This window comes from Streptomyces aculeolatus (assembly GCF_020400605.1).
Taxonomy (GTDB): domain Bacteria; phylum Actinomycetota; class Actinomycetes; order Streptomycetales; family Streptomycetaceae; genus Streptomyces; species Streptomyces aculeolatus.
Window position 1 is genome coordinate 526217 of sequence record NZ_JAINRD010000001.1, and the last position, 13245, is coordinate 539461.

The 13245-nt window shown below is 74.9% G+C and carries 11 protein-coding genes; 7 read left to right on the top strand and 4 right to left on the bottom strand.

Going from position 1 to position 13245, the window contains the following annotated elements; genetic code table 11:
* Positions 1-97: 97 nt before the first annotated feature.
* Positions 98-1336 carry an MFS transporter gene (locus LG396_RS02255; protein ID WP_225793354.1) on the bottom strand — a complete coding sequence of 413 codons (1239 nt, stop codon included), beginning with the start codon at positions 1334-1336 and terminating at the stop codon, positions 98-100.
* A 119-nt stretch (positions 1337-1455) separates the two neighbouring features.
* Between LG396_RS02255 and LG396_RS02260 the strand changes: the two genes are divergently transcribed.
* From LG396_RS02260 to LG396_RS02285, 6 genes are all read left to right on the top strand, one after another.
* Positions 1456-2103 (top strand): class I SAM-dependent methyltransferase, encoded by a 648-nt coding sequence (locus tag LG396_RS02260; protein ID WP_225793355.1) that lies wholly within the window; start codon positions 1456-1458, stop codon positions 2101-2103.
* A gap of 188 nt (positions 2104-2291) precedes the next feature.
* Entirely contained in the window at positions 2292-2855 is a 564-nt protein-coding gene (locus LG396_RS02265) for a DinB family protein (RefSeq protein ID WP_037753482.1), read from the top strand.
* Between the two features lie 158 nt (positions 2856-3013).
* Positions 3014-3553: a SigE family RNA polymerase sigma factor gene (locus LG396_RS02270; protein WP_018836637.1), complete on the top strand. Its 540-nt coding sequence runs from the start codon at positions 3014-3016 to the stop codon at positions 3551-3553.
* Complete coding sequence (locus tag LG396_RS02275) at positions 3534-4337, top strand: hypothetical protein (protein ID WP_225793356.1); 804 nt, start codon at positions 3534-3536, stop codon at positions 4335-4337. The genes LG396_RS02270 and LG396_RS02275 overlap by 20 nt, the downstream gene beginning before the upstream one ends.
* Positions 4337-5077 (top strand): L,D-transpeptidase family protein, encoded by a 741-nt coding sequence (locus LG396_RS02280; RefSeq protein WP_225793357.1) that lies wholly within the window; start codon positions 4337-4339, stop codon positions 5075-5077. The genes LG396_RS02275 and LG396_RS02280 overlap by 1 nt, the downstream gene beginning before the upstream one ends.
* A 204-nt stretch (positions 5078-5281) precedes the next feature.
* Positions 5282-7402, top strand: a complete 2121-nt coding sequence (locus tag LG396_RS02285; protein WP_225793358.1) for a hypothetical protein — start codon at positions 5282-5284, stop codon at positions 7400-7402.
* Here the strand turns inward: LG396_RS02285 and LG396_RS02290 are convergent.
* Positions 7392-9191: a hypothetical protein gene (locus tag LG396_RS02290; protein WP_225793359.1), complete on the bottom strand. Its 1800-nt coding sequence runs from the start codon at positions 9189-9191 to the stop codon at positions 7392-7394. The two genes, LG396_RS02285 and LG396_RS02290, sit on opposite strands and share 11 nt — an antisense overlap.
* Positions 9192-9283: 92 nt before the next feature.
* Here LG396_RS02290 and LG396_RS02295 point away from each other — a divergent pair, with 92 nt between their 5' ends.
* On the top strand, positions 9284-9850 hold the full coding sequence (locus tag LG396_RS02295) for a toll/interleukin-1 receptor domain-containing protein (protein ID WP_225793360.1): 567 nt from the start codon (positions 9284-9286) through the stop codon (positions 9848-9850).
* Here the strand turns inward: LG396_RS02295 and LG396_RS02300 are convergent.
* Together LG396_RS02300 and LG396_RS02305 are read right to left on the bottom strand one after the other, a co-directional pair.
* A complete protein-coding gene (locus LG396_RS02300; protein WP_225793361.1) occupies positions 9836-11785 on the bottom strand; it encodes an SPFH domain-containing protein in 1950 nt (649 codons plus the stop codon). The two genes, LG396_RS02295 and LG396_RS02300, sit on opposite strands and share 15 nt — an antisense overlap.
* Positions 11782-13230, bottom strand: a complete 1449-nt coding sequence (locus LG396_RS02305; protein WP_225793362.1) for a TIR domain-containing protein — start codon at positions 13228-13230, stop codon at positions 11782-11784. The genes LG396_RS02300 and LG396_RS02305 overlap by 4 nt, the downstream gene beginning before the upstream one ends.
* Positions 13231-13245 lie beyond the last annotated feature (15 nt).

A 13245-nucleotide genomic window follows, 5' to 3' on the forward strand; every position in this document is an offset into this window, starting at 1 on the left:
GGGCTCTCCGCGCCGTCTGCCGCCGGCTCGGCCTCGTCCGTGTTCGTGCCGCGTACGCGCGGCCCGTACGCGCCGCGGTGGCGGCCCTCGCGGAGCGTCAGGCCCCCGCGGCTCCCGCCGCCGCCCTCCCGGCCGTCAGCCGCCTCTCCAGCGGCCGTATCGCCGCGCTCGCGACGAGCGCGAGGAGGCCGATGACCACCCACGGCAGCACCCGCTCCACGCCGTACAGGAGCCCGAAGAGGCCGGGCGTGACCATGTCCGCCGCCGCGAACGAGTACTGGAACGCCGCCAGGTACGTGCCCCGCGCCCCCTCCGGTGCCGCGTCCGCGGAGAGCGCGTTGGAGGCCGGCCCGTGCAGCATCTCCGCCGCCGCCCAGAGCAGCATCACCAGCGCGAGGTAGCCGACGAGCACCAGGCCGCGGGGCAGCAGGACCGCGAGCGCGATCGCCCCGCACCATGCCGCCCACGCCACCCCGCCCCAGGCCATCGCGCCCCCGCGGGAGGTCCGCCGGCGGATGCCCCGGGTGACCGCGGCGGTGGAGGTGGCGACGACGGCGGTGGTGAGGGTCAGAAAGGCGCCGACCGCCCAACCGGGCGCGTCCAGCCCGCGGACGACGTAGACGGGGGTGGCCACGGCGAGGAGGACGGTGCAGATGTTGAACAGCACGTTGACGCCGATCAGCGACAGATAGGCGCGGTTGCCGAGCAGGTGCCGTACGCCGTCCGCGGGCTTCCCGGCCACGCCGTCCGCGGCCGGCCGCGGACGGCTCCTGACGAAGAGGGCGAGGGCGGCGGCCAGGAGGAAGGACAGCGCGTTCGCCAGGATCATCCCCCGGTACGCGTTCTGCGAGGCGAGTCCCAGCAGCAGCCCGGCGAGCACGGTCCCGGCGCCGGTCCCGGCCGTGCGGATCATCGCGGTGCGGGCGAACCACTGGTCGCGGGCGCGGTCGTCGCCCTGCTCGGCGATGAGCGCGAAGACCGACGACCAGTACACGCGCAGCCCCGCCGACTCGACCAGCGCGGCGGCGAACAACGACGCCGGCCCGTCCACCGCCAGGTACAGCAGGAACCCGCCGGCCTGGAGCAGTTGACCCGCGATCACCACCGGCCGCGGGCCGATGCGGTCGACGACCCGCCCGACGAGCAGGGGGAGCAGCAGCGCGCAGGCGCTCGCGGCCGTCATGAGCAGGCCGACGCGTGCCTCGGAGAGGTCGGTGGCGGAGAGGAAGTAGACCATGGACAGCGGCAGATAGAGCCCGGATCCGACGGCGTCGACCCCCAGCGCCGCCGGTATCGCCCAAGCCGCCCCGTCCCGCCCGCGCATCGGCTGCCGCATCTGCCCTCCGGTCCCCGCCGGCAGCTCCCGTCCGCACGCCGACAGCAAGGTGCAACGTTGTAATCGCCTCGCCGGGTGAAGTCAACACGGTTGTGCGGCGTCCGGTTAACGTGTGGCGCATGCCCGTACTCGACGCGCTCGACCGCTTCAACCAGCGGCATCCCTGGAGCCACAACGACCACTACGGCCCGTGGATCGCCCGGCGGGTGGCCGAGGCGGGGGCGCGGGACGTGCTGGACGTCGGGTGCGGGGCGGGGAACCTGATGGCCCTGCTGCGGCGGCACGGGGCATCCGTGACCGGGCTCGAACCCGACGCGGCGCTCGCCGCCGTCGCGGCCGCGCGGTTCGACGGTGATCCCGCGGCCACCGTCGTACGCACCGGCTTCGCCGGCCGCGAACCGGGCCGGCGCTGGGACGCCGTCACGCTCGTCGCCGTACTGCACCACATGCCGCTGGTGCCCACCCTGCGCGAGTTGCGCGACTGCCTCGCCCCGGGCGGGCGGCTCGTCGTCGTCGGGTGCTACCGCGAGGCCGGGGCCGCCGACATCGCCGCCGCCCTGCCGGCCGCGCTCGCGAACCCGCTCGTCGGGCTGGCCAAGCACCCGGCCCGCGCGGACACCGCACCCGTGCACATGACCGCGCCCACCGCCGAGCCCCGGGAGACCCTGGCCGAGATCCGGAACGCCGCGGCAGCGGAGCTGCCGGGCGCGCGGATACGCCGCCGGCTGTTCTGGCGCTACAGCCTCGTCCACGACGCACCGGCCTGACAGCCGGGCCTCTCCCCTGGGCCGACTTGGTCCTCGGCGGTACGTCCGGCGCGAGGCCGTGGCTCCGCCGCAGCACTCCCGCACGCCGCCGCCACGGCGGCGCATGCGCCGGTCGTCCCCGGTGGGCCCGGCGCACGCGCGGCGATAATCGCTTGCGTGTCCGGTCGCCGATCAGCATCGTGTGTACGGTGAGTGACGACGACGCACCCGCGCGGTGGACCGAGGCCAGCGTCTACCCCGACATGTGGGCGGACCCCGACAAGGATCCGCGGAACAACGACTCCAGCCCCGACGGCGAGCTGGCCACGCTGCAGGACTTCCTGTTCAACTACCGGCTCACGCTGAAGATGAAGTGCGAGGGGCTGACCGCCGAGCAGCTGGCGCGCCGGTCCGTGCCGCCGTCGACCATGTCGCTGCTCGGTCTCATACGCCACCTCGCCGAGGTGGAACGGGACTGGCGCAACTGGGTCGTGCCGGAGAACCCCGCCCCCAAGATCTACGGCGAGCGCGACGCCGACTTCCACGGCGCCGCCGCCGACCAGGCGCTCGTCGACGCGGCCTTCGCCGACCTCGCCCGCGAGCAGGCAGACTGCGACGCCGTGCTGGCCGCGTACAGCGATCTCGGTGCCCGGCTGCCCAAGGACGGCACCTCGGTGCGCGAGTTGTGGGTGCACCGCGTCGAGGAGTACGCGCGGCACTGCGGCCACGCGGACCTGCTGCGCGAGTGCGTCGACGGGCGGGTGGGCCAGTAGGCCCGGCAGCACCGGGCGGCAAGCGGCCGGGCGGCGGGCGGCCGTCCACCGCGGGGCAGTGACGGAAGGCGGGTAGCCGGGGCGAGGCAACCCGGTGCGGACCTCATCGCGTTCGACCAGTGTGCGACGTGAAGTGAGGACCGGATGGCAGGCGCAGGATGCTGAGGCGGGGCGCGGCGCAGCCGCCGGGGTTCGAGGAGTTCGTGGCGGCCCGCGGGCCGCGGCTGCTCCGCGTCGCCTGGCTGCTCACCGGGGACGCCCAGCTCGCCGAGGACCTGCTGCAGACCGTGCTGGCCAAGGTGTGGCCGAAGTGGGAGCAGATAGCGGACGGCAGCCCCGAGGCGTACGTCCGTACGGCCATGGTGCACACCAACATCTCCTGGTGGCGCCGCCACTGGTGGGGCGAGGTGCCGCACGGCGAGCTTCCCGACACGGCCGCGCCTTCGGACGCGTTCGCCCAGGTGGATCTGGAGCAGTCGCTCGCCGCCGCGATACGGCGCCTCCCGCCGCGGCAGCGCGCGGTGGTCGTGCTGCGCTACTTCGAGGACCTGAGCGTCGAGGACACCGCGGCGACCCTCGGCTGCGCGACGGGCACGGTCAAGAGCCAGTCCGCCAAGGCGCTCCGCACGCTGCGCGGGCTGCTGCCCGCGGCCGAGCTGGTGGAGGGCGGTGAGTCCGGTGGCCGGGAACGCGGCTGAGACGGCGGGGGCGGGTCCGGGCGAGCCGGCCGGCTCCGTCGAGTACGCGGGCTCCGCCGAGGAGGAGCGCGCGCTGCGGGCGCTGCTGGAGCAGGCCGTCCCGCGGCCCGCCGCGCCCGCCGAGCGGATGGAGCGGATACGCCGGCGGGTGCTGCGCCGGCGCCGCCGCCGGCGTGCGGTATGGGGGGCGACCGCGACCGCCGCGGCCGTCGGCGTACTGCTGCCCCAGGTGCTTCCCGCCGGCGACCCGCCTCCCCGCCAGGCACCGCCCGCCGCCGGCGCCGGGACGCCGGAACGGCCGGAGGCCGAGACCCGGTTGGCGGAGCTGTCCGACCTCACGCTGCAGGTGCCCGCGGGCTGGAGCAGCCGCACGGTCCGTACGGACTCCCCGGAGGGCGACTACGTCGGCTACGTCGCGAGCCTCTCCCTCCGGCCGTCCCCCGAGCCCTGCCCCACCGGCGCGGACGGCACCTGCACCACGCCGCCGCGGCAACTGCCCCGCCGCGGCACCCTGATCACTCTGCGGCTGCTCTACGGGCCGAAGAAGCCCGACCCCGGCCTGCAGGCGCGCGAGGTGGGCAAGGCGTGCGTGGTCGCGGGCGGCACCGAGGAACTGTGGGCGGTGCGCAGCCCGGCGGGCGCCGCGGAGGGAGTCCACGTGCTGGCCACGGTGTGCCTGGCCACCCCGGCGACCGGAGACGTCGCCGAGGCCCGCACCGTACTCGGCTCGATGCGCTTCGAACCGGGCCCGAAATACCGCCAACCGAAACGGAACGCCCGCTGATGCTGCCCCGCCGCCGCCTGTTACTCGCTGCCGCCCTGCCCCCGCTCGCGGCGGCGGGCTGCACACAGGACGACCCGTCCGCTGCGGAGGAGACCCCGCCGCCGGCCCCCGAGCCGACCCGTTCGCCCGTCGCGGCAGCGCCCGCGCGACTGCCGCGGGACATACCGGGGCTGGGCAGCCGCACCCGTGCCCGCATCCCGGCCGGCGCCCGCCAGGCCCTCGTCGTCACCGGCACCTCCCGGCGCTCGTCCGACGCGACCGCCGTGCTCTACGAACGCGGCCCCGACGGCTGGCGCGGCGGCCCGGCCTGGCCCGCGCACAACGCCCTCCGCGGCTGGACCCGCCACCACACCGCCGGCGATCTCCGCACCCCGGCCGGCGTCTACGGCCTCACCGACGCCGGCGGCCTCGACCCCGACCCCGGCACGAAGCTGCCGTACGACCACGGTCCCGCCTTCACCGCCACCGGCAGCGGCTACGAGGGCGAACCCCTCGCCGGCTCCTTCGACTACGTCGTGGCGATCAACTACAACCGCAAGCCCGGCACCACTCCGCTCGACTGGACCCGCCCCCTGGGCGACGGCCGCGGCGGCGGCATCTGGGTCCACGTCGACCACGGCGGCCCGACGAGCGGCTGCGTATCGCTGGCCAAGCCCCACATGCGCACGCTCCTGCGGACCTTGGACCCGCGAAAGCGCCCGGTGGCGGTCCTGGGCCCGGGGGACTGGCTCGCACGCTGACCCCGGCGCCGTTGTCGGACCTGGCCGCTATCGTGTGGTGACGGAGAGTGAGTTCGGCGGGGAGCGGCAAGGGGGCGCCGTGGGGTGGATGATCGGAGCCGCAGGGACGTGGGCCGTCGCCGCGCCCGCCTCCGATGTCGGTGACCCGGGTTACTCTTCGGAGTCGTACCGACTCGCTGAGGCGTGCAGGGGGAGGGGGCTGTGATGACGGATCCGGTGTCGTTGGCCGCGATCTCCGGTGTGCTCGGCGCGATCGGCATGGGGATGGCCAACGAGGCGGGCAGGGCGGCCTGGGAGAACACCGGCGCGCTCGTGCGCAGGGCCGTCGGCCGCCCGGTGCCGGCGCCGCGGCGGTCCGCGGAGGTGGAGCGGGTCGCCGCGCTGCTGCGAGAGGGCGCGGAGCGCGATCCCGAACTCGCCCGTATGTGGGAGCGCTTCGCCTCCACCCTCCCGACGGCCCCCGGCCTCAGCCCCGTGGGTACGCCCCGGCTGCCCGCCGCGACGCGGCACTTCACCGACCGGCGCCAGGCGTTACGGCTGCTGGACCGCGAGGCGGACCGCAAGTTCGACGGCCGGCCGCGGGTCGCGCTGCTGCACGGGCCGGAGGGGATCGGCACCACGGCCACCGCGCTGTACTGGGGGAGCAGGCGCGCCGGGGACTTCCCCGACGGGCAGGTGCACGTCGATCTGCACGGCTGGTCGGCGCGGAGCGCCCTCGGCCCCGCCGCGGTCGCCGGCCGCCTGCTGCGCGAGCTGGGGCTGCCGGCGGAGGCGAACCCGCACGGGGCGGACGAGCGGCTGGAGTTGTGGCGGCGGCTCGTCGCCGACCTGCGGCTGCTGGTCGTGCTCGACCACGCGTACTCCGCCGCCCAGGTGCGCCCCCTGCTGACCTCCGCACCCGGGGTGTGCACGCTCGTGACGGCCCGCCATCCGCTGCCGGGGCTGGACGCGGTGCCCGTCCCGCTGGGTCCGCTGGCGGCCAGGGACGCCCGGCGGCTGCTCACGCACTTCGCCGGCTCCGAGGCGGTGGCGGCGGCGCCGGACGCGGCGAAGGACCTGCTGGTGCGCTGCGCGGGTTCGCCCTACGCACTGCGGACGGCGGCGCCGCTGCTGTCGGTGCACGGCGCGCCCGGCCCGGGGGCCGGCGACGCCGAGCCCGTCGCGGCTCTCACGGAGTCGGCCTACCGCGCGCTCGACGCCGACGCCGCACGGGTGTTCCGCCTGCTGGCCTTACGGGACTGGCCCCACGTCGACGCCGGGACCGCCGCATGGGCGACGCGGACGGATCCGGCCACCGCCCCGGTGCTGCTCGGCGTGCTCGCCGACCGCGGCCTGCTGGAGCCCGCCGGCCCCGGGCGCTACCGCTTCCGGCCCGCCGTGCGCCGCCACGCCGAGCTGCTCGCCCGGCACGAGGACGGCCCGCAGGCGTGCGCCGCGTCGGTCGCCCGTGTCGTACGCGGCCACGCGGACCTCGCCGAGGACGCCGCCCACCGGGCGCTGCCGCAGAGTTGGCGCGTACCGCGGCCCGCGAGGCCCGGCCCGCCCGTGAGCAAGGCCGAGGCCCTCGAAACCCTCGTGCGGGAAGCGGCGAACCTCTTCGAGGCCGTGCACGCCGCCGCGGACGCCGGCGACCGGGAAGCGGCCGTCCGCCTCGCGCGCTCCCTGTGGCCGCTGCAGCTCAAGGCCGGCAGGCACGCCGAGGCCGTCCCCGCCCTCCGCACGGCAGTACGCCTCGCCGCGGCGGACGGCGAGGCGTGTGCCACCGGCCTCCGCGACCGCGCGGCCCTGCGCTTCCAACTGGCCATGAGCCTGACGGAGCTGCGCGAGGACGCGGAGGCCGAGGCCGAGTTCCGGGCCGCGGCCGAGGACGAGCGGGCGGCGGGCCATATACGCGGGCACGCCTCGGTGGTCGAGGCGCTGGGCCTGCTGCGGCTGCGGCAGTGGGAGTGGCCGGAGGCGCTGACGCTCTTCGACGAGGCGCACGCGCTGTACGGGACCATCTCCCCCGGCGACGAGGGGCACGCCGACCTGGCCCGGGCCCTGCCGCTGATCGAGCGCCACCGGGGGCGCGCGCTGCGCGGCGCGGGGCGGTTCGGGGAGGCGGGCGCTCTGCTGCGTACGGCCGTGGAGTCCTTCGAGGCCATCGGCGACGACTACAACCGCGCGCGTGCTCTGACCGATCTCGCCGAGACCCACGTGCTCGCCGCCGCACCCGCCGCGGCCCTGCCGCTGATCGACGAGGCCATAGCCCTGTTGGACGCGCAGAAGGCCGACCACCCGCTGGCCTACGCGCGGTCCGTGCGGGCGCGCTGCGTCACGCTCTGAGCGGGGCGACGCGCACGCGGTGCTCGCTCGCGCCGGTACGGACCAGCAGGCCGTGCTCGGCGAGGGCGGCTGCGCCGCGGCCCGCCGCGAGCCAGGCGTGCAGGGCGGAGGCGTAGGCCGCGGGGTCGGCGCCGGCGGCCCCGGGGTCGCCGGTGAGGGCGAGCATGCCGCCGTCGCGAGTGCGGACGGTGCAGTCGCCGGGGCCGGTGACGTAGGCGGCCAACGCGCAGTGCGCGTACCGCCGCAGGACCTCCGCGCACCAGGCGGCCGGTGAGCCGAAGCGCGGGTCGTCGGGCGCGCCGTCGCGGAGGATGACGTCGGCGAGGTCGCGGCGGCCGGGGTCGCGGGTGTCCTCGGGCACGGCGGTGTGCACGCCGGTGTGCACGGCGCCGTCGCCGCCGGGCTCGTACGCGGGGTCGGCCCAACGGCGCACCTCCACGACGCCCGCGCCCGGGGCGGCCCCGCCGGCTCCGGCGGGCAGCAGCCGGGTCAGCACGCGCATCGGCGCGCTGCGCCGGACCGGTTCGTGCGCGGGCAGCGGCAGCGGTTCGAGCAGCGCCGGCCGCTCGGGTTCGGGCAGTTCCATGAGCCCGTAGAAGAGTTCCCGCAGCCGCGCCGCGGACTCCCCGGGCACCGACGAGGTGAACCGCGCCGGCCCCGGCTGCGGCCGGTGGCCGGCGATCAGTGCGTCGAGCTGCGCGGGCAGCGGCGCGTACGGGTCCAGCCGCGGCGAGTCGGCGAGGAAGCCGGCCAGCGGGGCCCGCGGGTCGACGTGGTCGAGCGGCGCCGCCGCCAGCGCCACGGGCACGCCGAGGGCCGCCGCGTAGTACGTCACCGCTCCGTGGTCGCCCAGCACGGCGTCCGCCGCGAGCAGCGCCTGCCGCCAGCCGCCGAGCGGGTCGACCAGGGCCAGCCCGCCGCGCCGGGCGCCGTCGAGCCAGGCCCGCACCTGCCCGGGGCCGTGGCCCTGCCAGATGTTGGGGTGCAGGACGGCCGCCACCCGGTACTCGTCGGCGGCCAGTTCGCCCGTCAGCCGCGGCAGCAGGTCCGGCAGCACGTCGCCCGCGCCGCCGTCGCCGAACAGCCCCTCCGGGTTCCAGGTGGCGGACACCACGACGAGCCGCTGCCCGCCGCGTACGCCCAACGCCCGCCGGAACCTGTCGCGGTACTGGCGGGCGGCGAGCATCCGGTCGAAGCACGGATCCCCCGCCAGCACCGCGGCCCCGGCCGCCTCGGGACAGGACTCGCGCAGGCGCTCGGCCTGCTCGGGATGCGAGAGCACGAAAGCGTCGGCCACGGGCCGCCCGTCGTCGAGCAGCCACTCCGGCGCCAATCCGAAGACGGGAGCCCGGCGTCCGGCGACCGGCGACCGGCGACCGGCGACCGGCGACCGGCGACCGGCGACCGGCGACCTGAGCCTCTTAGTGTATCCAACGCCATGTGACAGAACTGCCAATTTGCCACTCAATGCGCCTATTTGGCCACCGAGGCTTGCGGAGACGGCCAGGTCGACGGGCGTACGGACCGCCTGCTCCCACGGCAGCACCGGCACCCCCACCGCCGCCAGCAGTTCGCCGACGCCGCCCTGGAACGGCGACGATCCCGTGCAGGTCGCCAGCATCTGCACCCGCAGGTCGTCGTCGAACAGCGGCATCACGTCCAGCAACCGGGTGGCCGACGTGACGTTGTGCACGACGAACAGCACCCGCCGGCACCGCCCCCGGGAGGCCCACCGCCGGGCGTCCTCGCCCACCGGGACCCGTACCCAGCCCTCCCGCGCCTCCGTCATCCGCCCCCCACAGCCCTACCCCCGGCCCGACGTGAACCCGCCAGCCTAAACGGTGCGGTGCGGCACCGGCCGACGATGGCTAGCCTGCTGGGATGGGCATGGCGGAGTTCGTCCTCACCGCGGTGGGCACCCTGGCCGGTGTCGTCGGCACGTACTTCGCCTACGTCTCCGTCCGCGGGCGTGCCGCCCGCCGCCGCCCCCCGCCCGCCCAGGTCACCGCCCCCGAACCGGAACGGGCCGCCGCCGAGGGCGCCGCGGCGTACGACGTCTACGTGTCCCACAGCCCCGCCGACGCCGACTGGGCGCGTACCTTCGCGGGCCGGCTGCGCGCGTACGGGCTGCGCGTGGCCGACGACGAGGTGGTGCGCGCCCCGGGCGGCGTGCGGGTGCACGCCGTCGAGCAGGCCATCCGCGACTCCGCGCACGGGCTGCTGGTCTTCGGCGCGCGGTCGGCGGACGACGGGTGGGCGCTCCAGGAGTACGCGGCGCTGATGGAGCGTTCGATCGAGTCGGGCAGGCTGTTCATCCCCGTCCTGGCCGGCGACGCGGTCCTGCCCGAGTTCGCGCGTACGCGGTTCAGCGCGGATTTCCGCGACGTGGACGACGACGCGTACACGCGCAGACTGGAGCAGATCGTCCGGGCGTTACAGCACGGCTGAACCGTCTTCCTCCTCCCTCGCGATATCGACGGTTTCCACCGCGTCCACCGTGTCCACCGCACCCACCGCGTCCAGGACCCCCATGGCCTCGGCGCCCTTCACCAGCGACGCCTTCCTGGCGTGCCGCTGGGCGCTTTCGACCAGTTCGAGGGCGCGTTGCAGCGGAAGATGCCGCAGCAGTTCGTTCGCGTTGCCGCTGACGACTTCCGGTACGCCCATGTCCTTCAGCTGGCGCAGGAACATCTCCATGGCGATGGTGTCGCGGCCCAGGACCTCGATCTTCCGCTCCAGCACCACCGTCTCCAGCATCCGGTCCTCCCGCTCGCCGCGCCGCTCGCGGTCGCGGATACGCTCCCGGATGACCGAGGCCTCCTCTTCCGCCTCCAGTTCGCGGGTCTCCATCTGCTTGTCCGCGAGCCGCCGCCGCGCCCGGTCGAGTTCGGGGTCGGAGGACTCGAACTCGCCCAGTGTCGTCCCCCGCGCCTCGATTCCCCAGGCGGCGAGCGCGTTGCGTACCTGGGAGGAGAGGTCCGTCCGGGTACTCGCGTACATGCTGAGGAACTCCTCCACCGTGGAGGCGGAGGCGATGGCGTTGAAGTACGTCTCGACCATGCCCCCCAGCACCCGTTCCACGAACCGCTGCACCGGAAGGGGGTCGTCCACGAGCCCGCCCAGGCGCGAGGTGTGGGCGCCGCCGAACCGGCTGACCAGCGTGGGCGCGGCCGGCTCCGGGATCTCCAGGGTCTGCGAGATGTCCACCTGGAGCCGGTGCCCCTGGACGTTCACCAGGATGGGCCGGAGCGCCGCGTCGTAATTGCTCGGCGAGCGTTCCTTTTTCGTCCACTCGATGACGAGGGTGCGCGTGGGAATGAGCACGACGCGCACGAACCAGGGGTTCAGGGCGTATACGGAACCCTCGCCCAGCGTCTCCTCCTGCACGCCCCGCTGCCCGCCCCTGGCGAGGAACTCCCAGGGCAGCCGGAAGTTGCTGTGGCCCGGGATGATCGGCCCGATGGGGCGTTCGTCCTTCCTGGCCTCCGCGCCGTCCAGGGTGACCACGACCCCGGTCTCGCCGATCTGGATGGCGATTTCCTTCAGGTGGTCCGCGGTGAGTCCGTCCTGCCGGGTGCCGCCAACGGTGGCCGTGGTGATGACCTCGAAGAGGTCCGGATTGATGTTGTAGTACGACCCGCCCGTGAGGATGGCCAGTTGCCTGCCCTGCTCGCCGCCCTCGCGGAGGAAAGCCTCGCCGTCCTGGAAGTTGTCGCACTCCACATACCGGCCGAAAGGCCGGTCCGGCGGCCGGATATTGCCGTCCTTCGCGATGACGAGGGCCACCGTCCCCGGCTCCACATACGTCCGGGGAGCCAACTCGACGTCGAAGAGCTCCCTGTTGATGTCGTACGAGGAGTCGCCCGGCAGAACCGCGATCTGCCTGCCCTGCTCGCCGCCGTCACGGAGGAATGCCTCGCCGTCCTGGAAGCAGTCGCACTCCACCCGCCGGCCCAGCGTGCGCTGCGCGGGCCGCCTGGCGCCCTCGCGTGCCGTCACGAGACCGACCTTGTCCGCAGGCACGTACGTCCGCGGCGCCATCCTGACCCGGTAGAGCAGGGGAGGAAGCCAGTAGGCCCGGCCCGGGAGCAGCACGCGGGCATGTACGCCGCGGCCGTCCCGGTGCGGCGTGACGTACTTGAAGCGCCTCTCCGGATCCCCGCGGCCGAAGCGGCGCGTGACGATGCCGACCTTGCCCGCGGGCACCACGTGCACGCCGAAGTTGATCCGCGGGCCGCCGGAGCGCGGAGGGCGGGGCGGCGCGGGCGAGCCCGACCGGTTCCTGGGGCCGGCGGCGGAATTCCGCTCGGGCCGGGCCAGGGCGACCAGGACGACGAATACGACGGCCACGACGACAAGCACCACGAGTAACACGGTGATCATTCGACTCCGCCCTCCGCTCGCATACGCAGGTGTACGGCAAGCACGGTTTCGGTCCACTGGTCGTACCAGTCCGGATAGCGCTCGTTCTGGGGGTTGCGGAGCGTGGGAAAGAACCCCGGGGGCCGGTCGGGACCGGTGAACGCGCGGTATTCCGAGACGGCGTCCTCGACCGAACCACGCCAGCCGTACGCCAACGAGAGTGCCAGGAAATCCCGGTGCCGCGCACTCGCGGGACGCGCCCTTTCCCGCTGTGGCCGAAATCCGTACCTGCCGTCCGAGAACTCCGTCCATACGGCGTCCACTTCGCGCAGCAGCCCGGCGGGCAGCCGCCGCCCGTCGCCGCGCCGCAGCCAGCCGCTCTCCAGCCGGTCGACGGCCCGCAGGATCAGGGCGGTGGTGAGCACGTCGGCGTGCTCCCACTCGTGCTCGGCGAGCAGCGCACCGAGCTGAGCGCGGACAGGGGCGTCGGGAAGGAGGCTCGCGGCAGGGACCGGGGCAGGGGAGGGCGAGTCAGGCACGGCGACCGGCGGCGCGGCCGGCCGGGCCGCAGCCGCATCACTCCGGTCGGGAGCCGGCGCGACCGCTAGCCCCGAGTCCCGGAGCCGGCGGAGCAGATCGAGTTCCACGTACCCGGGGAGTGAGCCCGTACGGGCGTCGAAATGCCAGGTGCTCGCCAGCAGGAAGTGCCGGTCGCCCCGGACCAGAATGGGGAAGAAAGGGCGGCTGTGGCGCTGCCCCTCCAGGATTTCCCGGGTGATGTCCTCGGAGTTCTCGGCCTCCGGGGACATCAGGACGACGATCCCCAGCGCGTGCCGGATCTGCGCGCGTATCGTCGACAGCACATCGTCGCCCCACGTCAGATGGCTGATGGACCATACGGGAAGGCCGGCCCGGGACAGCGCGGGCAGCAGCCGGCGCGCGTAGTCGCTTTCCTGACGCGCGTAGCAGACGACGAAGGAGGGCTCCGCCGGCACGTCGACGGAACGGGCGGCCCGGTCGCGTAGCGCCATGGCCTCCGACTCGCCGTCGCCGCGGGCCCCTTCGCCCAGGATCACCCGGGCCAGCTCCCCCACCTTGTCGTGGAAGGCCTGCCCGGCGGCGTCCCGGAAGTCGACCCATAATCGGGTGGCGGCGAAAGGCAGCGCACCGATGTCGACGTCGCTGTGGAGTACGGGAATGAGCCGCAGCCCGCGCTCCGTCGAGGCGGTCAGCAGCGCCGCGTACTCCTGGAGCACCCAGGGCTTGTGCACGGCCACCGGGCTGAGCACCTGGATGCCGTGCGTGGAGCGGCGGATGGCCGCTTCCAGCTGATGGACGACGACGTCGCCGGGCAGCAGGCTGCACTCGTCGAAGAAGACCCGCACCCCGTTGCGCCGGAGCCCCGCCGCCAGTTCCCCTGCCCACGCGCGGTCCTCGGCCGCGTAGGAGATGAAGACGTCCGCCACGCCGTTCCCCTTCGC

Excerpts from the sequence above, each read along its gene's own strand:
- LG396_RS02255 (WP_225793354.1), bottom strand. The coding sequence starts at position 1,336 with ATGCGGCAGCCGATGCGCGGGCGGGACGGGGCGGCTTGGGCGATACCG.
- LG396_RS02260 (WP_225793355.1), top strand. The coding sequence starts at position 1,456 with ATGCCCGTACTCGACGCGCTCGACCGCTTCAACCAGCGGCATCCCTGG.
- LG396_RS02270 (WP_018836637.1), top strand. The coding sequence starts at position 3,014 with ATGCTGAGGCGGGGCGCGGCGCAGCCGCCGGGGTTCGAGGAGTTCGTG.
- LG396_RS02280 (WP_225793357.1), top strand. The coding sequence starts at position 4,337 with ATGCTGCCCCGCCGCCGCCTGTTACTCGCTGCCGCCCTGCCCCCGCTC.
- LG396_RS02285 (WP_225793358.1), top strand. The coding sequence starts at position 5,282 with ATGACGGATCCGGTGTCGTTGGCCGCGATCTCCGGTGTGCTCGGCGCG.
- LG396_RS02290 (WP_225793359.1), bottom strand. The coding sequence starts at position 9,191 with ATGACGGAGGCGCGGGAGGGCTGGGTACGGGTCCCGGTGGGCGAGGAC.
- LG396_RS02295 (WP_225793360.1), top strand. The coding sequence starts at position 9,284 with ATGGGCATGGCGGAGTTCGTCCTCACCGCGGTGGGCACCCTGGCCGGT.
- LG396_RS02300 (WP_225793361.1), bottom strand. The coding sequence starts at position 11,785 with ATGATCACCGTGTTACTCGTGGTGCTTGTCGTCGTGGCCGTCGTATTC.